14 protein-coding genes are annotated in these 21,833 nt (G+C 72.0%); 7 read left to right on the plus strand and 7 right to left on the minus strand.

The window, feature by feature from the left end:
* Window positions 1–9 precede the first annotated feature (9 nt).
* The 7 genes from ACWEJ6_RS16360 (at window position 10) to ACWEJ6_RS16390 (ending at window position 14,438) form a co-directional block, all read left to right on the plus strand.
* Window positions 10–3,456, plus strand: coding sequence for a TcpE family conjugal transfer membrane protein (locus ACWEJ6_RS16360; protein WP_452424387.1), 3,447 nt, complete (start codon window positions 10–12; stop codon window positions 3,454–3,456).
* 47 nt (window positions 3,457–3,503) lie between these two features.
* Window positions 3,504–5,981, plus strand: coding sequence for an ATP-binding protein (locus ACWEJ6_RS16365; RefSeq protein ID WP_387677154.1), 2,478 nt, complete (start codon window positions 3,504–3,506; stop codon window positions 5,979–5,981).
* Window positions 5,978–8,287 (plus strand): type IV secretion system protein, encoded by a 2,310-nt coding sequence (locus ACWEJ6_RS16370; protein ID WP_452424389.1) that lies wholly within the window; start codon window positions 5,978–5,980, stop codon window positions 8,285–8,287. The genes ACWEJ6_RS16365 and ACWEJ6_RS16370 overlap by 4 nt, the downstream gene beginning before the upstream one ends.
* A 2-nt stretch (window positions 8,288–8,289) precedes the next feature.
* The gene (locus ACWEJ6_RS16375) at window positions 8,290–8,913 is read left to right on the plus strand and encodes a hypothetical protein (RefSeq protein ID WP_352352929.1); all 624 of its coding nucleotides are present in this window, start codon (window positions 8,290–8,292) and stop codon (window positions 8,911–8,913) included.
* 2 nt (window positions 8,914–8,915) lie between these two features.
* Window positions 8,916–10,013 carry a C40 family peptidase gene (locus ACWEJ6_RS16380; protein ID WP_452424391.1) on the plus strand — a complete coding sequence of 366 codons (1,098 nt, stop codon included), beginning with the start codon at window positions 8,916–8,918 and terminating at the stop codon, window positions 10,011–10,013.
* 13 nt (window positions 10,014–10,026) lie between these two features.
* Window positions 10,027–10,419, plus strand: a complete 393-nt coding sequence (locus ACWEJ6_RS16385; RefSeq protein WP_358294435.1) for a (deoxy)nucleoside triphosphate pyrophosphohydrolase — start codon at window positions 10,027–10,029, stop codon at window positions 10,417–10,419.
* A gap of 2,609 nt (window positions 10,420–13,028) precedes the next feature.
* A complete protein-coding gene (locus ACWEJ6_RS16390) occupies window positions 13,029–14,438 on the plus strand; it encodes a hypothetical protein (protein WP_452424394.1) in 1,410 nt (469 codons plus the stop codon).
* Between the two features lie 54 nt (window positions 14,439–14,492).
* On the opposite strand, the gene ACWEJ6_RS16395 is transcribed toward ACWEJ6_RS16390, so the two are convergent.
* From ACWEJ6_RS16395 to ACWEJ6_RS16425, 7 genes are all read right to left on the minus strand, one after another.
* Window positions 14,493–15,245 carry a succinate dehydrogenase/fumarate reductase iron-sulfur subunit gene (locus tag ACWEJ6_RS16395; RefSeq protein ID WP_352324162.1) on the minus strand — a complete coding sequence of 251 codons (753 nt, stop codon included), beginning with the start codon at window positions 15,243–15,245 and terminating at the stop codon, window positions 14,493–14,495.
* On the minus strand, window positions 15,242–17,128 hold the full coding sequence (locus tag ACWEJ6_RS16400) for a fumarate reductase/succinate dehydrogenase flavoprotein subunit (protein ID WP_358294433.1): 1,887 nt from the start codon (window positions 17,126–17,128) through the stop codon (window positions 15,242–15,244). The genes ACWEJ6_RS16395 and ACWEJ6_RS16400 overlap by 4 nt, the downstream gene beginning before the upstream one ends.
* Window positions 17,129–17,141: 13 nt before the next feature.
* Entirely contained in the window at window positions 17,142–17,927 is a 786-nt protein-coding gene (locus tag ACWEJ6_RS16405) for a hypothetical protein (RefSeq protein ID WP_352324159.1), read from the minus strand.
* 195 nt (window positions 17,928–18,122) lie between these two features.
* Complete coding sequence (locus ACWEJ6_RS16410; protein ID WP_352352922.1) at window positions 18,123–18,572, minus strand: response regulator; 450 nt, start codon at window positions 18,570–18,572, stop codon at window positions 18,123–18,125.
* Entirely contained in the window at window positions 18,569–19,711 is a 1,143-nt protein-coding gene (locus ACWEJ6_RS16415) for a sensor histidine kinase (protein WP_452424397.1), read from the minus strand. The genes ACWEJ6_RS16410 and ACWEJ6_RS16415 overlap by 4 nt, the downstream gene beginning before the upstream one ends.
* Complete coding sequence (locus ACWEJ6_RS16420; RefSeq protein WP_452424399.1) at window positions 19,708–20,847, minus strand: PP2C family protein-serine/threonine phosphatase; 1,140 nt, start codon at window positions 20,845–20,847, stop codon at window positions 19,708–19,710. Before ACWEJ6_RS16420 ends, ACWEJ6_RS16415 begins: the two co-directional genes overlap by 4 nt.
* A gap of 31 nt (window positions 20,848–20,878) precedes the next feature.
* Window positions 20,879–21,808, minus strand: coding sequence for a LysR family transcriptional regulator (locus ACWEJ6_RS16425; RefSeq protein WP_452424401.1), 930 nt, complete (start codon window positions 21,806–21,808; stop codon window positions 20,879–20,881).
* Window positions 21,809–21,833 lie beyond the last annotated feature (25 nt).

Raw genomic sequence — 21,833 nt, forward strand, 5'->3', positions numbered from 1 at the left:
GAGGACTGCGTGGACCTGCCCACGTATACGAACATCTGGCGCATCGAGAAGCGGCTCTACAAGCTCTACGACCTTCGCCTCCCGATGCCGCTCCCCATCGTCTGGATCGGCGTGTTCGTCGGGGTGTTCGTGCCGTGGTCGCTCCTGCTGATCCTGGTGGGCGTGCCGGTGGCCATGCCGTGGCACGTGTTGTTCCTGGTCCCGCCGGGGATCGTGACGTGGTTGTCCACGCGTCCCGTCATCGAGGGCAAGCGGCTCACCGAGCTTCTGGAGTCCCAGCTGCGCTACCTGGGCCAGCCCAAGGCCTGGTACCGGCTCGCGCCCACCTCCGAGCCCGAGGCGGTCACGTTCTCGGGGCGCATCTGGCGTACCACTCCGGTGCGGGTCAAGGCCAAGGCGGCGCGCAAGTCCCGCCAGCCGCAGCGCAAGCGTGAGGGTCAGCGGATCACGGGTCCGCGCCAGGTCCGTCCGGCCGTGGCCGCCGCGGCGGCGGCCGCCCAGCAGGCGCCGGTGGCGGAGGCGCGTACCGGGTGGGGGTCGCGTACCAGGCGGGGCATCGCGCCCGCGCTGGCGCCGCAGGCCCGCCGTCCCGCCCCCGCCTTCGGCCGGGACGTGCCGCTGGTCCTGGTCCCAGGGGATGAGAACGGACCGGCGCTGCCGCCGGTCGAGCACGACGTCGCCGCCGGAGAGCTGGCCAGCCGCGAGCTCACCGGCGGCGCCCTCCCGGCCCGTCCCCGCCGCGCCGCCCCCGACCGCCGCGCCGAACGCGACGCGCCCGGCCACGAGGCCGTGGGTTCCGAAGCCGCCGTACCCGAGGCCGCCGTTCCCGAGGAGCGGGACGCCTCTGAGACGGCGCAGCCGAGCGCGCGCAGGGGCTCCACGAGCAGGGCGTCGGGCGAGCGTACGGAGTCCGGCAGGGCGTCGGATCAGCGTGCGGACTTCGGCAGGGCGTCGGGCGAGCGTACGGACGCCGGTGCGGGTGAGGTACAGAGTGGTCGTGGGGCCGTCGTGCCGATCCGGTCGGCGGAGGGGCTCAGGCCCGTGGCCGGCAAGCCGATCGACACCGAGGCCCTGCGGCGGCTGCGCCGGCTCGCCGCCACCGCCGACGCGCCCGGTGAGGCGGCGGGTCGCGCGGAAGGCGAGCGCGGCGTCGCAGAGCGCCGCGACGACCTCACCGGACGTCGTGAGAGCACGGACGAGCGTCGCCAGGGCGTCGCCGGCCGTCCCGAAGGCGTGGGCCGCGAGGACGAGAACACGATCGCCCGCGACCAGCACAGGAAGGGACAGCCGCCGCGGGTCGCGCCCGGGACGGTGATCCTGGGCGCCCAGCGTTCCTGGCCCCCGGTCGACCCGGACGCCAAGCCCCTCTCCGGCCCACCCCTCCGCCTCGAAGACCAGATCCCCACCCCCCACCCTCCCGCCGACAACCCACCGGCAGCCGAAGCCGGGCATGTGGATGAACCCGACCTCGTGGGCGAAGCCGGGCATGTGGGCGAGGGCGCGCACGTGGGAGAAAGCGCGCCCCTGGCGGAAAGCGCGCACGTGGGAGAAAGCGCGCATTCGGGTGAGGGGGCGCGGACCAGCGCAGATGTCCCGACGGCCGAGGACGAGTCGGCAAGCGAAGGCGTTTTCGTCGAGGAGACCACTCCCGCCGCCGGCACAGACGCTCCGAGCCCCGACGCACCCCACGCCGAACGGTCCTTCGAGACCGCGCACGAGACCGCGCACGAGGCTGCCACCGAAGCCTCCGCCGAAGCCGCACCCCCGGCCGAAGTCCCCGCCCGAGGCGACGCCTCGGCCCGCAGCGAAGCGCTCTCCGGCAGCGAAGTGCCCGTTCACAGCGAAGCCTCGGCCCGCAGGGAAGCCTCCCCCCGCAGCGAAACGCCCGCTGGCGGCAAAGCCTCCGCCCGTAGCGAAGCCCGCGCCGACCGCGAAGCCGCTGCCCGCGCGGAAGCCTCCACCCGCAGCGAAGCCTCCGTTGGTGGCGAGGATGTTGCCGAGCGGCCGGTCTCCGGCGAAGGGCACGTGTCCTCCGGGCCGGTTGTCACCGGCGAGGAGGATGTCCCCGCTGGGCAGGGCACTCCCGACCGGAGGGCCGGTGCCGGGAGGCGGGCCGTTTCCGAGGGTGAGCATGCCGTCACCGAGCAGGGGGCTGCCGTAGGGGTGTCCGCCGACGCGGGCGCGGTCGTCGAAGGGGCTGGGGTCGGACGTACGGAGGTGCCGGCCGATCGGTCCGAGGGCGATGGGGGCGTACCGGACGAGCAGGCCAAGCCTTCCGAGGCGTACGGCGAGCCCGGGCGGGACGTGGCGGCGCGACGGCGGCCCGCCGGCGGCTCGCCAGGTGACAGGGCCGGCGGCTCGCCAGGTGACAGGGCCGGCGGCCGGCCAGGCGACAGGGCGGGCGGACGGCCAGGGGACAGGGCGGGCGGGCTCGTGGCGCCCGTGCCGGTTCCCAGGCCCGGTGAAGGCGGCAGGCCCGCCGAGGGACGGGTGCGCAGGGTCGAGTCCGTGGTGGGCCGGGACTCCGGCGGATGGCGCCGGATCGCCCAGGTCGTGGTGGGCGGAGGCGGCGTACGCACCGACGGGTCCGAGATCGACGAGGCCAGGGCCAGGGCCGTGTTCGGCGGCAGCAGGCGGATCGTGGTGCTCGGTTGCACCGGCGGCGCGGGCCAGTCCACGACGGCGCTCATGCTCGGCCACACCTTCGCCACCTACCGCGACGACCGGATCGTGGCCGTCGACGCCAACACCGGCGGCACCACGCTGACCAGCAGGATCGAGCCCGAGACGCCGGAGACCCTCACGTCGCTGCTGTCCGGCCTCGACCAGGTCAGCGGCTACCTGACGATGCGGGGCTTCACCACCCGCACCGCCTCCGGCCTTGAGGTGATCTCGGCCGACACCGACGCGGGCGCCGAGCAGCGGCTCGCCGACCGCAGCTTCTTCTCCGACCACCGACTGGGCGAGTCGATGCGCCTGCTCGACCGCCACTACAAGCTGTCGGTCATCGACCCGGCCGCCGCGCTCGCCGCCCGCATCCTGCCGTACGCCGACCAGCTCGTGCTGGTGGTCCCGGCGAGCGAGGAGGCGGCCGAGGCGGTGGCGATGACGTACGAATGGCTCGACGGGCACGGCTGCGGCGAGCTGCGCAGGCGGGCGGTGATGGTCGTCAACGGCGTGAGCAGGCGGTCGATGGCCGACGTCGAGCAGGCGGAGGCGGTGGCCAGAGGCAGATGCCGGGCCATCGTCAGAGTCCCGTGGGAGGACGGCCTGGCGCCCGGCGGCGCGGAGATCGTCGACCCCGGTCAGTTGCGCGCGGCCGGACGGCGGGCCTACCTCGCCCTCGCCGGCGTCGTGGTTGCAGGCTTCGCGGTACAGGCACACGGACAGGCCGTCCGACCGAGCGAAGAGGAGTTGGCGAGTGACCCCCCGGGCACGAGAATCGGTGAGCGTTAAGTGAACATGCGAGCAGGTCTGGCCCGTTCATGCGCCGAGGGGGCGGCATGAGCAGGGCGTCCCGAGCGCACCAGCGTCTCGCGGTCCGCTACTTCGACGACCGCATCCTGCTCACGGACACCTGCGCGTGGGCGTACTTCCGGCTTCCGACGGTCAGCTACGAGTTCGTCACGCCGGAGGAGCGCGAAGCGCTGGCCACCAACGTCACGATCGCGCTGGCCGCGATCAGGATGCCCGACGCCGAGGTCCACCTGCGGGTCGCGCACCGCACCTACCCGGCGGCCGAGTGGGCGATGGCGCTCAACGCCACCTCCGACGAGGGGCCGGGCTGGCGCGACTACCTGGAGGAGATGTACCGGCACGTCTGGGCGAAGGACTTCTGGTCGAAGGAGGTCTACCTGGGCGTCCGCCTAGGGCCGCGCGGCAAGCAGCTCGGCAGCGGCGTGCTCGCCCAGCTCCTCGGCTTCTACCAGAAGACCGAGAAGGCGCTCGGCATGGAGGACGACCACGTCCCGGACAGCGAGATCGGCCGCTGGACGGAGTCGGCCGAACGGCTGGGCCGGGCTCTGGCCTCCAGCGCCCTGTACGCCAGGCACGCCACGTCCGTCGAGGTGGCCTGGCTGTTCCAGCACGCCGCCGCGGGAGCGGTCGGCGACCCGCCGCCTTCGGCCAGCCCGAAGCGGCGCTGGGGCAAGGGCGAGATCGAGTCGCTGGTCGAGGGCGAGATCCACAACGGCAGGTCGCTGCTGCGGATCGTGCAGCCGCAGGGCGACTCGTACGTGGCCCACCTGTCCTTCGCCCGCTTCCCCGACCTCATGCCGTTCCCCGACGGCGAGCCGTGGATGCACTTCGCCGACCAGCTGCCCTTCCCGGTGGAGATCTCGTCCAGGATGCGGCTGATCCCGCCGGTCAAGGCGTCGAAGGACGTCGCGCGCAAGCTGGCCCACGCCCGCGACATGGACCACCACATCCGCGAGGCGGGCGCCGAGGCGCCGATCGCGCTGGCCGAGCAGATCGACGCGGCCCGCATGCTCGAACACGGCATCACCAAGGAACGACTGCCCTTCGTGTACGGCTGGCACCGTCTGATCATCTCGGCCCCCACGGAGGACATCTGCGTGCAGCGGGTCGAGGCGGTCGTCGAGCACTACCGCGACATGGGCATCGACGTGGTGAACTCGACCGGCGACCAGTTCTCGCTGTTCTGCGAGACGCTGCCGGGCGAGAAGGTGCGCGTCAACGCCTACGCCCAGCGTCAGCCGCTGCGGACGATCGCGGGCGGCATGGCCACGGCCACCGTCGACCTCGGCGACCGGCTCGACGACGGCAGCGAGGGCTGGCTCGGGCCGTACATCGGGGAGACCGTCGGCAGGGCGCGCAGCATCGTGCACTTCGACCCGCTGCTGGCCGCGAGCCGCAACCGGCCGACCGCCATCGCGATCACCGGCGAGCCGGGCGGCGGCAAGACCACGCTCGCGCTGCTGATGATCTACCAGATGGCGCTGCGCGGGGTCACGGTCGCGGTGATCGACCCGAAGGGCGACGCCGAGTCGCTGGTCCAGCTCCTGGAGAAGCGCGGGCGCAAGGCCAGGGTGATCCCGCTGGGCTCGGCCGCGCCGGGGCTGCTCGACCCGTTCTCGTTCGGCGACGACATCGCGGCGAAGAAGACCATGGCGACCGAGACGCTGCGGCTGCTGCTGCCCCGCATGTCGGAGGAGCGCGAGTCGGCCATGATCCAGGCCGTGGCCGCGGTGTCCAACGGCCCCGACCCGTCGCTGGGCAAGGTGGTCGACTACCTGGAGCAGGCCGACGACCCGGCCTCCAAGAACCTGGGCGCGGTGCTGCGTTCCATGTCGGAGATGCACCTGGCCAGGCTCTGCTTCGACCCCTCGGGCGGCGACCAGATCGACAGCGAGGGCTGGACCACCGTGTTCACCCTGGGCGGCCTGACGCTGCCCGACGTCGCCACGACCAGGGACGACTACTCCTACGAGCAGCGGCTGTCGGTGGCCCTGCTCTACCTGGTCTCGCAGTTCGCCCGCAGGCTGATGAACGGCCTCGACCGGCGGGCCCCCAAGGCGATCTTCCTGGACGAGGCGTGGGCGATCACCTCCACGCCGGAGGGCGCCAAGCTGGTCCCCGAGGTCAGCCGCATGGGCCGGTCCAGGAACACCGCGCTCGTCCTGGTCTCCCAGAACGCCGGGGACCTGCTGAACGAGCAGGTGACCAACTGTCTGTCCTCGGTGTTCGCGTTCCGTTCCACCGAAAGGGTGGAGGTGGACCACGTCATGTCGCTGCTCGGCGTGGAGCCGTCGGAGGAGCACAAGGCCGTGCTGCGCTCGCTGGGCAACGGCGAATGCGTATTCCGTGATCTGGATGGCAGAGCCGGGCGCATCGGAGTAGACCTGATCTCCGAAGAACTGCTCCGCTGGCTCGACACGAACCCGACACACGACAAACCAGACGGTGGCGGGCATGATGATCTTCGAGGGGGCGTGGGCAGGGCGCAGGAGGTACGGTCATGAAGATCCGACTATCCCGACGACTGGCGCTGGTGCTCGCGCTCGTGAGTGCCGTCCTCGTGGTTCCGCTGGTGGTGGGCGGTCTCTCCACGCCCGTCGCCGCGGCGCCCTGTGACCTGTCGGGGCCGCTCAACCCCGAGATGATCGGCGGCGGCACCGACGGCATGATCCAGCCGCCGCCTCCCGCGGGCGGCGTCCAGGCCCCGACGACGAACTACGGCCAGTTCGGCATGGCCGGCCAGTTCTGGCAGACCCACGGGCTCGGCTGCTCCGACTACGTCGCCGTGCTCGGCAACATGTGGGCCAACGGCGTCTTCACCGCGGCCAAGGCCATCGACCGGCTGACGATCACGACGTACCAGGCGGCCGCGACGGAAGGACCGCTCCAGTCGATCAAGGACGTCGTCGACGACATCGTCCAGAACCTGTCCGAGGCCATGTACTGGCCGTTCCTGCGGCCGATCGTGATCCTCGGCGCGATCTGGCTCGCCTGGTACGGCCTGATCCGCAAGCGGGCCACCACCACCGCCGAAGGCGTGATCTGGATGGTCCTCGCGGTCACCGTGGCCGTGTGGTTCTTCAGCAGGCCCGGCGACTTCACCGGGCTCGGCAAGGTCGTGACCGACAAGACGGGCGAAGTGGTCAACTCCGCCTTCTCCGGCCTGCCGGGCGCCGGCGGCGCGTCCTGCCTGCCGCCACCCGGCCAGACGAACCCGCAGGTCAAACCGGGCGGTTACGGCCAGGTCGGCACGGCCGGCGTCGACCAGAACGCCGACGCCCTGTGGTCCACGCTGGTCTGCAAGCCGTGGCTGGTGGGCATGTTCGGCACCGCCGACCCGCAGCAGCCGATCGTGCGCGACTTCGGGCGCAAGATGCTGGAGACCCAGTCGATCGCCCCCGCCGTGGCCGGCCAGCCCGCCCCCGACATCGCCGCCCACCAGGCCGAGTACGCCAAGGTCGCCGAGCTGCTCAAGAACGACTCCCGCTACACCGTCTTCTCCGGCCGCGACTGGTCGAGCAGGCTCGGCGTGGCCGTCGGCGCGCTCATCGCGGCGGTGGTGGCCGGGTTGCTGATCTTCCTGGTGGCGGTCTCGCTGCTGGTGCTCAAGGTGGGCTTCCTGCTGCTGCTGATACTCGGGCCGGTGTTCCTGCTGGTCGGCGTGCATCCGGGCAGCGGGCGCATCATCGCCATGCGGTGGGTGGAGATGCTCGTCGGCACGCTGCTCAGGCAGGCGGTGCTGACGCTCGTGCTCAGCGTCCTGGTCTACGGGTACGCGCTGATCATCTCCACGGCCATGCCCTGGGGGCTCCAGGTGCTGTTCATGGCCCTGCTGACGATCGCGGTGTTCTTCTACCGGCGTCCGTTCCAGCACCTGTTCGCGTCCTTGAGCGGCCACACGGTCACCACCCGCATGCTCGGCGACGCCGCGAGCTCGCCCGTCCTGGAGCGGGCCGCGAACGTGTTGCCGCCGGTCGCCGGCGCCAAGCTCGGCCGGTGGGGCCTGCGCAAGGCCGAGCCGCTCATCAGGGCGGCGGCGGCCGGCAGCGGCGCGGGCGCGGCGGCCGGCGCCGCGGTCGCCCAGGCCCGGATGCGCGGCGAGGAGGGCGAGGGCGTCTCGGCCGGCACCCGGATGCCGGTGGCGGCCGCGCCGCTCGACACCGACCAGCACGGCGGCAAGGCGGGGGCCCGGCCCCCGCTCGAACCCCGCAGGGGCACCGCGCCCCCGCTCAACCTCGGCGGCCAGGCCGGCCGGACGCGCCCCGCGACGGCCGGCGGCGCCCGCGGCGGCTCCGGTGGCGCGGCGGCGGGCGGCACCGCGTCCGGGGGCATGGCCGCCGGAGCCACGACCTCCGGCGGCGGTTCCGGCGGCGGTTCCAGCAGTGGCGGCGGTGGCTGGTTCGGCGGGCGGTCGGGCGGCGGATGGGCCTCGCGCGGTGGTGGTTCCGGCGGCTCGCGCAACGGGTCGTCGGGCGGCTCGCGGGGCTCCCGGTTCGGCGGGTCCGGCGGGTCGGGTGGCTCGCCGTCCGCGGGGTCGCGTGGCTCCGGCGGCGGGCTGTTCGGCGGCGGCGGATCCAGGAACGGTGGGTCCGGGAACGGTGGGTCCGGGAACGGTGGCGGGTCCAGGTCCGGAGGGGCCGCGTCCCGGCCGTCCGGCGCGTCGTCGGGGTCGAGGATCTTCGGCTCGGACGAGCCGTCGTCCCGCTCGTCCGAGGCGCCGCCGTTGTGGCTGCGCGGCAGCGGCAACGGCGGTTCGGGTGACGATCCGTCGGTGCCCTTCTGGCTCAAGCCCAACCGCGGCAAGGACTGACCATGGCTCAGTCCGGTGACAAGCGCGGGCTGGCCTTCGCCGCCATCGTCGTGGTCATCGCCGCGGTCGGCGTCTACCTCACGATGTGGCCGAGCTCGGACGATCCGCCCGAGCAGGCCCCGGCCACGGGCACGACGTCCGCGTCCGCGCCCACGGCGGCGAGCAAGCCGCTGGCCACGGCCAGCGCCGCGCCGTTCGACGTCTACTCGTACCTGCCGATGAAGAAGGAGCAGCTGGCCGCCGCGGCGGACCTCGCCGAGCGCTTCACCGCCGTCTACGGCACCTTCAGGTACGACGAGGACCCGGCGGCGTACGCCACGAGGGTCAAGACGTTCACCACCGCCGAGCTGGGCAACATCCTCGCCCGGACGCTCACCTCGGCGGGCACCGTCCAGCAGAACCGCGACGACCAGATCGTCTCCCAGGCCACGGCCAGGCTGAAGGAGATCAGGCAGATCGAGAAGACCTCCATCGTGTTCGTCGTGACCGAGACCAGGCAGGTCACCGCGAAGAGCGGCAACCGGCAGGACGTCGAGGACCTGGCGGTCACGGTGAGCCAGCTCGGCGCCGACTGGCGGATCTTCGACGTGCTGCCCGCCACCGAGGGCCAGGACGGGGACAGCTAGCGGTGAAGTCCTCCCGAACCCGCCTGGCGCTGCTGCTCGGTCTCGCCGGGATCCTGCTGCTGGCCGCGATCATCATCTCGCCGATGCTGCTCGTCACGATGCCGTCCTTCCTGAACGGCGGCGGCGAGGGCTCGGTCGACTGCGAGGGCGGCACCCAGGTGCAGGAAGTGTCCGACTCGGGCGCCGCCGACATCCCGGGCGAATACCTCGACCTGTACAAGAAGTGGGGCAAGAAGATCGGCGTCCAGTGGACCATCCTGGCCGCCGTGGGCAAGCGCGAGACCGACCACGGCCGTTCCGACCTGCCCGGCGTCAAGAGCGGCACCAACTACGCGGGCGCGGCCGGGCCGATGCAGTTCCTGATCTCGACCTGGGGCGGCAAGGCGCAGATCCCGATCTCCTCGACGTTCAACGGCTACGCCTCCGACGGCGACGGCGACGGCGTGGGCGACGTCTACAACCCCGCCGACGCCATCCTCGGGGCCGCCAAGATGCTCAAGCGCAACGGCGCTCCCGAGAACGTCCGGCGGGCCCTGTTCACCTACAACCGCGCCTGGTGGTACGTCGACCAGGTCGAGGAGATCGCCAGGAAGTACGCCAAGTCGGGTGAGGTGGAGGTGCCGCCGCAGGCCGCCGAGGAGTGCGACGACCCCCTGGTGGCGGCCGCGCCCAGCGACGTCGTGGCCAAGATCCTGCAGTTCGCGCTGGCGCAGCGCGGAAAGCCGTACCTGTGGGGCGGCACCGGGCCGGACGCGTTCGACTGCTCGGGCATCATCTACGCGGCCTACCGGGCCGCCGGGCTGAGCATCCCGCGCACCACGTTCACGCAGTGGCCGTTCGGGGTGAAGGTGTCAGCGGGTGAGGAGGAGCCCGGTGACCTGGTGTTCTTCAACGCCGGGCCGGGCACGTCGGCAGATAATCCCGGTCATGTCGGGCTGGTCGTGTCGAAGGGCAAGATGCTGGAGGCCCGGTGCACGCTCTGCGGGCCGATCAAGGTCACGAGCTACCAGGCGCGCGACAACAAGGTGGGCTTCACCCGTCCCCTGCAGAACCCCGATGTGCTCGACCAGCTCAAGAAGCTGCAGAATCCCGCACTATGAGGATGACGAACGCATGAGCACGATCGTGGTCGCGGCGGTGATCGTCGCCCCCGGCGGCAGGGTGCTGGCCGCGCAGCGCGCCGCGCCCGCCGCGCTGGCCGGGGGCTGGGAGTTCCCCGGCGGCAAGGTTGACCCGGGGGAGAGCGAGGTGGCCGCGCTGGTCCGGGAGTGCCGCGAGGAGCTCGGCGTGGAGATCGCGGTGGGCGCGCGCGTGGGCGAGGACTGGGCGCTGTCGGACGGGTACGTCCTGCGCGTCTGGCTGGCCACGCTCACCTCCGGCACGCCCGAGGCCCGTGAGCACCTGGCTCTTCGCTGGCTGGGGCCGGGGGAGTACTACGACGTGGAGTGGCTGGGCGCCGACCTGCCGATCATGAAGACCGTGGAGAGTCTGCTTCAGCAGGATTAGACCGTCTCTCTCTGTGACATAACGATTACTACACGTGATTTGTCGCAGTGGGGGAGTGGAGTGATGCGGCGTGGCTGGATCCTTTCTGGAGCGCTGATCCTGGTGGCGTTGCCCTCCGTCCCCGTGGCGGCGGCGGGGGTGACGCTCGTGCTCGAACGCGTGAGCGGCCCCGAGGGTGTGGGTCAGTGGATCAGGACGGGTGACGTCCAGCGTTTCAGGGTCCGGCTCAACGGGATGGGCAAGGGGGCCAGAGTCGCGGTGGCGACCAGTCCGGCGGCGGCGTTGTCGGGGTTGGCGTGCCCGTCGCCCTCCGGTGCTTCCCGGCTGACGGCCGGTGGGGTTGAGGGGTCTGAGGGTTCCGAGGCTTTTGGTGGGGTTCCGGCGTCTGGAGGGGATCCCGTGTCGGGGCCGTGGAGTGCCGGAGGCGCGACGGATCCGGATGCCGGGGCGTTCCAGGAGGAACCGGAGGGCTCGGACGGCCCGGATGGCCCGGAGGCGTGGCGGCCGGCGCCGGGCCGGCGCCTGACCCGCGCGGAGGCCGGTCGCGGCACGCCGCGGGCCGAGGCCGGTCGGAACGCGCCGCAGATGGGTGCGGACCAGGAGGCGGCACAGGTCGGCCCGGGCGCGCCGGGCGCGCAGGACGCCCCGCCGGTCAGGGCCGGTCAGTGGATGCCGCCGGGTGGCGCGGCTCAAGGGATGCCGCGCGCCGAGGCCGGTCACAGGATGCCGCACGCCGAGGACGGTCAGAGGACGCCGCGCGCGGAGGCAGGACAGGGCGCGCCGTGGGCCGAAGCCGGTCAGGGCGCGCCGTGGGCTGCGGGCGGGCGAGGAGTGTCGCGGGCCGAGGACGGTCAGGGCGTGTCTCGGGCTGAGGACGGTCGCGGGATGTCCCGGGCTGAGAGTCGTCGGGGCGTGCCTCGCGTTGACGGTGGTCGGGGGATGTCCCGAGCTGAGGGCGGTTGGGGTGTGCCGCGGGCCGAGGGTGGTCAGGGGATGTCTCAGGCCGAGGGTGGTCGAGGGATGTTTCCGGCTGAGGGTGGGCCGGGTGGGGGGCAGGTCGGTGGGGGGCGGCAGGCGGCCGGGGTGCTGGCCGCGCGGGCGCTGGCCGGCGTGGAGGGCTCGGCTTCCGATGGCGGTACGCTGCCCGGCGCGCGGGTCTGCGCCCTTGGGCCGATCTTCGGGGAGCGGGCGCTGGACGTGACCTTCCAGGCGCCCGAGGGGGCCAAGGAGGTGGTGCTCGCGGCGGTGGCCAGGATGCGGACGCCCTCCGGTGGGCTGACCACCATCAACAGGACCACGTCCATGCAGGTCGCCGAGGAGATGCCGCGCGAGACCGCCACGATCAGCGGCCAGGCGGTGCCCGTTCCGGCCACGGTCCCCCACAAGCGGAGACGGCCGGGCCGACAGGTGGCAGGCGGACAGGGGCAGCAGGCGGGGACGGGCGGAGGCGTCGCCGGGCTGGCGCCGGGGGCGGGCGGAAAAACGCGAGGCGGCCTCCCCGGCCTGACCGGTACGACGGCGGGAAGAGGTGTCCTCGCCGGAGGGGCCGGTACGACGGCGGGAAGGGGCGGCCTCCCTGGAGGGGCCGCGGGCCTGCCGATCACCGGTGGAGTCCGAGGGGCGCTCCCGCGCGTCGGCGGCGGGGGCGTGGCGCGGGCGCCGCGTCAGGGAGGCACGGGCGGAACCCTGGGGGCGTTCCCGCGTGCGGGAGGCGTGGGCCAGGGCCTCGCCCCTGGAACGACCGGCCGGGCGCCCGCCGGCGCCCGGGGGACGGCACGAAACGGCCTCCCCGGCGGCCTGACGGCGGGCAGCCTGCCTGGCGGCGCGGCGGGCGGCTTGTCGAGCGGACTGACGGGGCGTCTGCCTGGCGGTGCCGCTGGCGGCTTGCCGGGTGGACTGGCGGGGAGTCTGGCGGGCGGTGCGACAGGGGGTGTGCCGGGCGGCGTGAGCGGGAGTCTGCCTGGTGGCGTGGCGGGAAGCGTGCCCGGTGGTGCCGTCCAGAAGGGACTGCCTGGTGGTGTGGCGCACGGAGGGCTGCCTGGTGGTGCGGCGCACGGAGGGCTGTCCGGTGCGGCAGGGCTGGCGCAGGGCGGGGTGCCGGGGATGACCCATCAGAGCCTGCCCGGCGGTATGCCGCCAGGGAGTGTGGCCGGAGGGGTGGCGCCGGGGAGCGTTGCCGGGGGTGTGGGGCCGGGAGGCGTGGCCGGGGGCATGGTGCCCGGGGGTGTCGCCGGGGGCATGGCCCCGGGAGGTGTCGCTGGGGGTGTGGCGCCGGGGGGCGTCGGTGGCGGGGTGCAGGGGGGAGTGGTTCCCGGCGGCGGGGCGGTGAGTCTGGCGCCGGAGTCGGGGGCCGGGGCGCCGTGGCCGGTGCAGGTGGTGGAGGCGCGGAAACCGGTTCGTCCGGTCGCGTACACCAGCCCGCTGGAGGGGTCGCGCGGCTTCTCGCTGGTCATCGGGGCGATCGGCGTTCTGCTGGGGGCCTTGTGGCTGGTTACGCGAGCAAAACGCCGCCATAAGCCGCGAAACGTATGGTAATTCCGTCTTTACTGTTGCTTTGACCCGACTAGTATTCCCTTGACCATGGTTCCGGGACTATGCGGAGGGCTCCGGTGGCACGCACGCGAGCGACGGCCGTGTCCGCGATCGTCCTAGCGCTCGGGCTCACGGGCGTCGGCGTGGCCCCCTTCGTCGGTCAGAGCGCGAGCGCCTCGGTCAGCCGCGCGGCGTTCGACCCGGCGGTGGAGCCGTGCGACGCGGGCCAGACCTGTGATCCGCAGACCACGGTCACGGTCACGACGACGTTGGGCACGCCCACGCCGGAGGAGGCTCCGGAGACGACGATCACGCACACCGTCACCGCGAGCCCGACGAAGACCACGAAGGCCCCGAAGCCGCCCAAGACCACCACGGCCCCCACGCCCCCGCCCGTCCAGGAGACGACGCAGCAGCCGCTGGCGCCCCTGCCCACCGCGCAGACCACGGCCGGTCCGCTGCCCACGGAGCAGACGACGGAGCCATCCGTCGAGATGCCGTCCGTCGCGCCGACGGACTCGGCCACCACGACCGCCCCGCTGACCGCCGACACCGCCCCGACCACGGACTCGGTCCAGCTTGAGGTGCGCGCGGCCGCGCCGGAGTTCGACCAGAAGTCGCTGACGCAGAAGCTCAGCATCCCGGCGCTGGTGCTGGTCCTGCTCGCGCTGTTCGCGGTGCTCATCTTCGAGGGACGGCTGCGCCGCATGGCCCACGCGGCGGCCGTGCGCAAGGCGGGCCCCCCGATGGCCTCCCCGATGGGCCGCCCGGACGCGCCCCCGCCCGGCTACCCCGCCGGACCCGGTTACGCCACGGCGTCCTTCCCCGCCCCCGGCTACCCGGGAGGCACGGCGTACGCGCCGATCATCAGCTTCGTCCCGATCCAGACCTACCCGGCCGGTCAGCCCGGCTACGGCCCGGCCCACCACGACCCGGCCTACCACGACCCGTACGGGCCCCAGGGCGGCTACCCGCCCGAGCCGGCGCCGACCGTGCCCGCCAACATGCCCGCCACCATGCCCGCCACCATGCCGGCGACCGCGCCCGAGCCCGTCGTGCTGCACCCGGACGAGTTCGACTCCTACAACGAGCCGCCGCAGCCCGCCCAGGACTACCGTGACCCGTTCGAGCCGCTGATCCCGGCCGAGCAGCCGCCCGCCGAGATCCCGCCGGGCGGCGGGAAGCCGTACGAGGACGAGCGCGAGTTCCCGCTCGCCCCGGCGGCGGCGGCCGAGAGCGGCGACTCCGAGCCCTGGCAGCAGGGCCCGTCCCTGTTCGAGCCGAAGCAGCCGGTGCAGCCCCGCCCGCCGGTGCGACCGCAGGCCGAGCCGCCGGAGCCGCCGGAGGGCTACCGGCCGCCGCCGTACCTGCCGCCGGAGGGGGACGCCGCGACGGTCGTCCAGCCGTTGCCGCCGCAGCCCCCCGAGGGCGCCACCAAGGAGATGCAGGACCCCAAGCACCGGAAGAAGCGCTGGGGCCGCAAGTAGCACAAAGCGGAAGCGGGGGCCGGATCCGTCCGGCCCCCGCTTCCGCTTTTCCGCCTACTTGGCGCGCTTGAAGATCTTGTTGCCCAGCCAGACCAGCGGGTCGTACTTGCGGTCGGCCACGCGCTCCTTCATCGGGATCAGCGCGTTGTCGGTGATCTTGATGTGCTCGGGGCAGACCTCGGTGCAGCACTTGGTGATGTTGCAGTAGCCGAGCCCGTGCTCCTCCTGGGCGGACTCCTGCCGGTCGGCCACGTCGTACGGGTGCATGTCCAGCTCGGCGATCCGCATGAGGAAACGCGGACCGGCGAAGGCCGGCTTGTTCTCCTCGTGGTCGCGGATCACGTGGCAGACGTTGTTGCACATGAAGCACTCGATGCACTTGCGGAACTCCTGCGAGCGCTCGACGTCGACCTGCTGCATGCGGTACTCGCCGGGCCGGACGCCCGCCGGCGGGGTGAACGAGGGGATCTCGCGGGCCTTCTGGTAGTTGAAGGACACGTCGGTGACCAGGTCTTTGATGACGGGGAAGGTCCGCATCGGGGTGACCGTGATGGTCTCGTCCTCGGAGAAGGTGGACATCCGGGTCATGCAGCCCAGGCGCGGCTTGCCGTTGATCTCCATGCTGCAGGAGCCGCACTTGCCGGCCTTGCAGTTCCAGCGCACCGCCAGGTCGGGGGCCTGCGTCGCCTGCAGCCGGTGGATGATGTCGAGGACGACCTCGCCCTCGTTCACCTCGACCGTGAAGTCCTCGAGCTTGCCCTCGCCGCCCTCACCACGCCAGACCTTGAACTTCGCCTTGTAACTCATTTGGCAATCCCGTCGAACTCGGCCATCTCTTCGTCGGTGAGGTACTTCTTCAGCTCGTCCCGGTCGAACAGGGTGATCAGGTCCTCGCGCATGGACGGCTGGACCTTCTCCACGACCTGGACGTCGTTGCCGTCCGCGGTGGAGCAGACGAGCAGCTTGCGGCGCCATTCCGGGTTCATCCCGGGGAAGTCGTCGCGGGTGTGGCCGCCGCGGCTCTCCTCGCGCAGGAGGGCGGCGCGGGCCACGCACTCGGAGACCAGGACCATGTTCCGCAGGTCGATGGCCAGGTGCCAGCCCGGGTTGTAGATCCGCGAGCCGGCCGCGCCGACCTGGCGCACCCGCTCCTTGAGCTTCTCCACGACCTCCATGGCCTCGGAGACCTCCTCGGCCTTGCGGATGATGCCGACCAGCTCGTTCATCGTCCGCTGGAGCTCGTGGTGCACCTCGTACGGGTTCTCGCCGTCGCGCTGGAGGGGCGCCAGGGCCTCCTCGCGGGCCGCGTCCACGAGCTCCTGGACGACCTTGGGACGGGCCTTGAGCCCGTCGACGTAGGCCGCCGCGCCCGCGCCCGCGCGCCGCCCGAACACCAGCAGGTCGGACAGCGAGTTGCCGCCCAGCCGGTTGGACCCGTGCATGCCGCCGGACACCTCGCCCGCCGCGAACAGGCCGGGCACGGCCGCCGCGCCGGTGTCGGCGTCGACCTCGACGCCGCCCATGATGTAGTGGCAGGTCGGGCCCACCTGCATGGGCTCGGCGGTGATGTCGACGTCGGCCAGCTCCTTGAACTGGTGGTGCATCGACGGCAGCCGCTTCTTGATCTCCTCGGCCGGCAGGCGGGTGGAGACGTCGAGGAAGACGCCGCCCTGGGGCGATCCGCGGCCCGCCTTGACCTCGGCGTTGATCGCGCGGGCCACCTCGTCACGCGGCAGGAGCTCCGGCGGGCGCCGGTTGTTGGCCTGGTCGGTGTACCAGCGGTCGCCCTCCTCCTCGGTGGTGGCGTACTTGTCCTTGAACACCTCGGGGATGTAGTCGAACATGAAGCGCTTGCCCTCGGAGTTGCGCAGCACGCCGCCGTCGCCCCGGACGGACTCGGTGACGAGGATGCCGCGCACGGACGGCGGCCAGACCATCCCGGTGGGGTGGAACTGGATGAACTCCATGTTGATCAGGTTGGCGCCGGCGAGCAGGGCCAGGGCGTGGCCGTCGCCGGTGTACTCCCAGGAGTTGGAGGTGACGACGTACGACTTGCCGATGCCGCCGGTGGCCAGGACCACGGCGGGGGCGTCGAACAGCAGGAAGTTGCCGGTCTCGCGCCAGTAGCCGAACGCGCCGGAGATGCGGTCGCCGTCCTTCAGCAGGCGGGTGACCGTGCACTCGGCGAAGACCTTGATGTAGGCCTCGTGGTCGCCGTGCGTCTCGAAGTCCTCCTGCTGCAGCGCGACGACCCGCTGCTGGAGGGTGCGGATCAGCTCCAGGCCGGTACGGTCGCCCACGTGTGCGAGCCGCGGGTACTCGTGACCGCCGAAGTTCCGCTGGCTGATCTTGCCGTCCTTGGTGCGGTCGAACAGCGCGCCCCACGCCTCCAGCTCCCAGACGCGGTCGGGGGCCTCCTTGGCGTGCAGCTCGGCCATGCGCCAGTTGTTGAGGAACTTGCCGCCCCGCATGGTGTCACGGAAGTGCACCATCCAGTTGTCGTCGGAGTTGACGTTCCCCATCGCGGCGGCCGCGCCGCCCTCGGCCATGACGGTGTGGGCCTTGCCGAACAGCGACTTGCAGACGATCGCCGTGCGCTTGCCCTGCTGACGGGCCTCGATGGCGGCCCGCAGCCCGGCGCCGCCCGCACCGATGACGACGACGTCGTATTCGTGACGCTCGATTTCCACTGGAAGAAGTCCTTTATGCGAACGGGAAGGCGATGACGCCCTTGGCGACCATGCGGACGTAGAAGTCGGCGATCATGACCGAGAACATCGAGGCCCAGGCGAGCTGCTGGTGCTTGGCGTTGAGCTTGGAGACGAACGTCCAGGCCTTGTAGCGCAGCGGGTGACGGGAGAAGTGGTTGAGCCTGCCCGCGGTGATGTGCCTGCAGGAGTGGCACGACAACGTGTACGTGTTGATCAGCACGGCGTTGACGACCAGGATCCAGGTGCCGAGGCCCTGCGGCTTGTGCACCAGCGCCAGGACGGCGTCGTAGGCCAGCACGAGGCCGATCACGATGGCCGCGTAGAAGAAGTACCGGTGGATGTTCTGCAGGATCAGCGGGAACCGGGTCTCACCGGTGTACTTGCCGTGCGGCTCCTGGACGGCGCACGCGGCCGGCGACAGCCAGAACGACCGGTAGTACGACTTGCGGTAGTAGTAACACGTGAGCCGGAAGCCGCCCGGCAGGCCGAGGATGAGCAGCCCCGGCGGCAGGGTGAACCAGTCGCCGATCGGCGCCCACCCGAACAGCCGCGCGCCCTCGGGGCACGCCGTGGTCAGACAGGGCGAGGCGAACGGGGCGATGTACGGATCGACGAAATAACTGCCGTCGATGATCGCCCACACGCCGTAGACGAGGAACGAGCTGAGCCCGAGGAAGGTCAGCAGCGGGACCAGCCACCACCTGTCGGTGCGCAGCGTGCGCACCCTCACCTGGGCACGTTGCCTTCTGAGCGGGGCTTCGGGCGTCGTCTGGGTCATCGCGGACCTCTCCACCTCCCGCGGACCCTGCACACAGGGGGGTCCGGGTCGTTTCACTGGGCGCGCGTACGGCGGGTGCGGTACCGCTCTGGGCGCGCATTGGTGGGGGATACGTTACGACGACCGCATACGATTTTGTGAGCGGGGTCACTCACTTTTTCGATGACCTACTGTGATTCCTGTCACGTATACGCGTCAGGGCCGCGGGCCGGGGGCCGGCAGCTTCACGACGGTCACGAAAAAATCATCTATTTGCCGGACAACACGGATAAATTGCTCGAAATCCACCGGCTTCGCGACATAGGCGTTGGCGTGCAGCCGGTAGCTGTGCAGGATGTCCTCCTCCGCCTCCGAGGTCGTCAGGATCACCACGGGGATCGTCCGCAGGGCGGCGTCGGCCTTGACCTCGCTCAGCACCTCCAGGCCGTTCATCCGGGGCAGGTTGAGGTCGAGCAGGATCAGGTCGGGCCGCGGCGCGCCGGCGTAGGCGCCCTCCCGCCGCAGGTACGCCATCGCCTGCTCGCCGTCGTTGACCACGTTGAGCCGGTTGCGCACCTTGTTGAGGTCGAACGCCTCCCTGGTGAGCAGGATGTCCCCCTGGTCGTCCTCCACGAGAAGCACGTCGATCGGGCGCCAGTCCGTCATGCGTCGCCTCCGGCCGCCGGCAGCGTCCAGCGGAACGTCGTGCCCTGATCGGCCGGTTCGGCGTCGAGCCAGAGCTGCCCGCCGTGGTACTCGACGATCTTCCGGCAGAGCGCCAGGCCGATGCCGGTGCCGGGGTACACGTCCCGGGGGTGGAGCCGCTGGAAGATCAGGAAGATGCGGTCGGCGTACTTGGGGTCGACGCCGATGCCGTTGTCGGAGCAGCTGAACTCCCACATGTCGCCCTTCCGCTCGGCCGTCAGGCGCACGCGCGGCGGGTCCTCGGAGCGGAACTTGATCGCGTTCTCGACGAGGTTCTGGAAGAGCTGCGTGAGCTGCATCCGGTTGCCCTCGACCACGGGCAGGTCGTCGCGGGTGACGGTGGCGCCGGTGTCCTCGATCGTGGCCGACAGGTTCTCCAGGGCCCGGTCCAGGGCCCCGCCCGAGTCGGTCGGCAGCCGCTCGCCGCTCACCCGGCCCACCCGGGAGAAGTCGAGCAGGTCGTTGATCAGGAGCTGCATGCGCTTGGCGCCGTCGACCGCGTAGTGGATGTACTGGCGGGCGCGGTCGTCGAGCTGCGGGCCGTACCGCTGCTCCAGCATCTGGGTGAAGCTGGCGACCTTGCGCAGCGGCTCCTGCAGGTCGTGGCTGGCGACGTAGGCGAACTGCTCCAGCTCGCCGTTGGACCGGCGCAGCTCGTCGGCCTGGTCGGCGGCCCCGCGCCAGGCCGAGACGATGCGGCGGCGCATGGAGTCGACGTGGCTGGACAGCTCGCTCAGCTCGGCCGGCCGGTCGACGCCGAGCCGGTGGTCGAAGTCGCCGGCGGCCACCGTGCGGACCTGCTCGGTGAGCTGGTCGATGGGCTTGAGCACGGCGTACCTGATCACGAACGCCAGGCCCGCCCCACCCGCCAGCAGCACCGCGAACAGCACGATCAGCGCCACGTTGAGCCGGTCGAGCTGGGCGGCGATCTCCGGCCTCGGCCCCAGGGCCCGCGTATGCGTGATCATCGACATGGTGACCACCACGCCGGTCGCGAACGCGAACCCCGCCAGCACGCCGATGGCCAGGAACCAGCGGGCCACCGGCAGCCTGCCGAGCCTGGTCGGCGCCTTCGGCGGCGGCAGCGGGTGGATGCTCATGCCTTCCTCCTCGACACCAGGACCACCGCGAGATCGTCGCTGAGCGTGCCCGCGTGCCTGATCAGCCGGTCGAGGTCGATCACGCCGTGCTCGCGCACCAGGCCGACCAGGCCCTCGACGCCGAGCAGCTCCTTCTGCCCGCCGACGGCCGCCTCGATCAGGCCGTCGGTGTAGAGCATGATCGACCAGTCCGCGCCCAGGGGCACGTCGATGACCGTCCATTCGGCGTCGGGGAAGATGCCGAGCGGCGGCCCCGACGGCGTGCCGGCCAGCACCGCGGGCACGCCGTCGCGGACCAGCACCGGCGGCGGGTGCCCGACCACGCGCATCCGGGCCTGGCGCAGGTCGGGCGTGAAGGTGGCCATGCAGAGCGTGGTGAAGATCTCGGGCGCCTTGCGCTCGGCGCGCAGGAGGGCGTCCATCGTGCGCAGCAGCGTGTCGTCGGTCTGCCCGGCCAGCACCAGCGTGCGCCAGGCGATGCGCAGCGCCACGCCGAGCGCGGCCTCGTCGGGCCCGTGGCCGCAGACGTCGCCCACCACGACGTGCACCGCGCCGTCGGCGGTCTGGACCATGTCGAGGAAGTCGCCGCCCAGCAGGGTTCCCTGGTTGCCCGGCAGGTAGCGGATCTGGTGCGTGATCGCCTCGGTGCGCAGCAGGGGCACGGGCAGCAGGCCGCTCTCCAGGCGGGCGTTCTCCTTGGCGGTCAGCTCGGCCTCGAACAGCCTGAGCTGGGCCAGGTCGGCGCGCTTGCGCTCCATGGCGTACCTGATCGACCTGGCCAGCAGGCGGGCGTCGATGTCCTGCTTGACCAGGTAGTCCTGGGCGCCCGCCTGCACGGCGGCCACGCCGACGTGCACGTCCCTGAGGCCGGTGAGGACCAGGACGGCCGCGTGCGGTGCCAGCGCCAGCACCTCCTCCAGCGCCTCCAGCCTGCTGGCGTCGGGCAGGGTGAGGTCGACGAGAACGCACTGGATCGTCGGGTCGAGCTTGGCCTTGGCCTCCTGGAGGCTGCGCGCCCAGAAGATCGTCGGTGGCGCCTCGGCCTGGTTGAGCAGTTCTTCGACGAGGAAGGCGTCGCCGTCGTCGTCCTCGATGAGGAGCAGTGTCAGCGGCTCGTTGAGGTTGCCGTCACACAATGCCTTCCCGGGGGAGTCGGGCTGTTGCTGCTCATTCTGCGATGAGCTCGACCCCTTGCGGAAGCGTGCCTTCCTGTCCGGCCTCGACCACGAAGGCGAGCAGGGTCTCCCGGAACGCCTGCGCGGCCCTGGTGGGCTCGACGTCCTTGCGGTGGGCCAGGGCGATCGTCCGGCTCAGGCCGGGCGGGGCCAGCGGCGTGCCGGACAGTCCCGGCCGCCCGTCAAGCACCATCGACGGCACCACGGCCACGCCGAGCCCCGCCTCCACGAAGCGCAGCACCGCGTCCATCTCGCCGCCCTGCACCGAGAACCGGGGCTCGAACCCGGCCTGGCGGCAGGCCGTGAGGGTGGCCTCGCGCAGGTCGTAACCGCGCCGGAACATCACCATCTGCCGGCCGCGCAGGTCCTCGATCCGCAGGTACGGCCCCCGCGCCCGCTCGTGCGAGGGCGCGACCACCACCAGGTTCTCCCGCAGGATCTCCTCGGTCACCAGGGAGGGGTCGTCGCTCTGCAGCGGCATGATGATCAGCGACAGGTCGAGCTGCCCCCTGGCCAGCGCCCTGACCAGGTCACGCGAGCCGCCCTCCTCCACCAGCAGCTCCACCCCCGGGTAGGCCCGGTGGAAGCGCGCCAGCGCGTCGGCCAGCAGGCCCGCGCACAACGACGGCGTGGCCCCCAGCCGCACCCGGCCCCGGCGCAGCCCGGCCAGCTCGGCCACCTCCTGCCGGGCGGTGTCGGCGTCGGCCAGCATCCGGCGGGCCAGCGGCAGCAGCGCCTCGCCCGCGGCCGTCAGCGTGACGTTGCCGCGCGCGCGGGAGAACAGCGGGGCGCCGAGGTCGTTCTCCAGAGCCTTGATCTGCTTGCTGAGCGAGGGCTGGGCGACCCGCATGCGCTCGGCCGCCTGGGTGAAGTGCCTGGTCTCCGCGACCGCGACGAAGTAGGCGAGCTGCTGCAACTGCATGTGATTTTCCTCGCACCGGCCGAGC

Source organism: Nonomuraea sp. NPDC004702, from assembly GCF_053601695.1.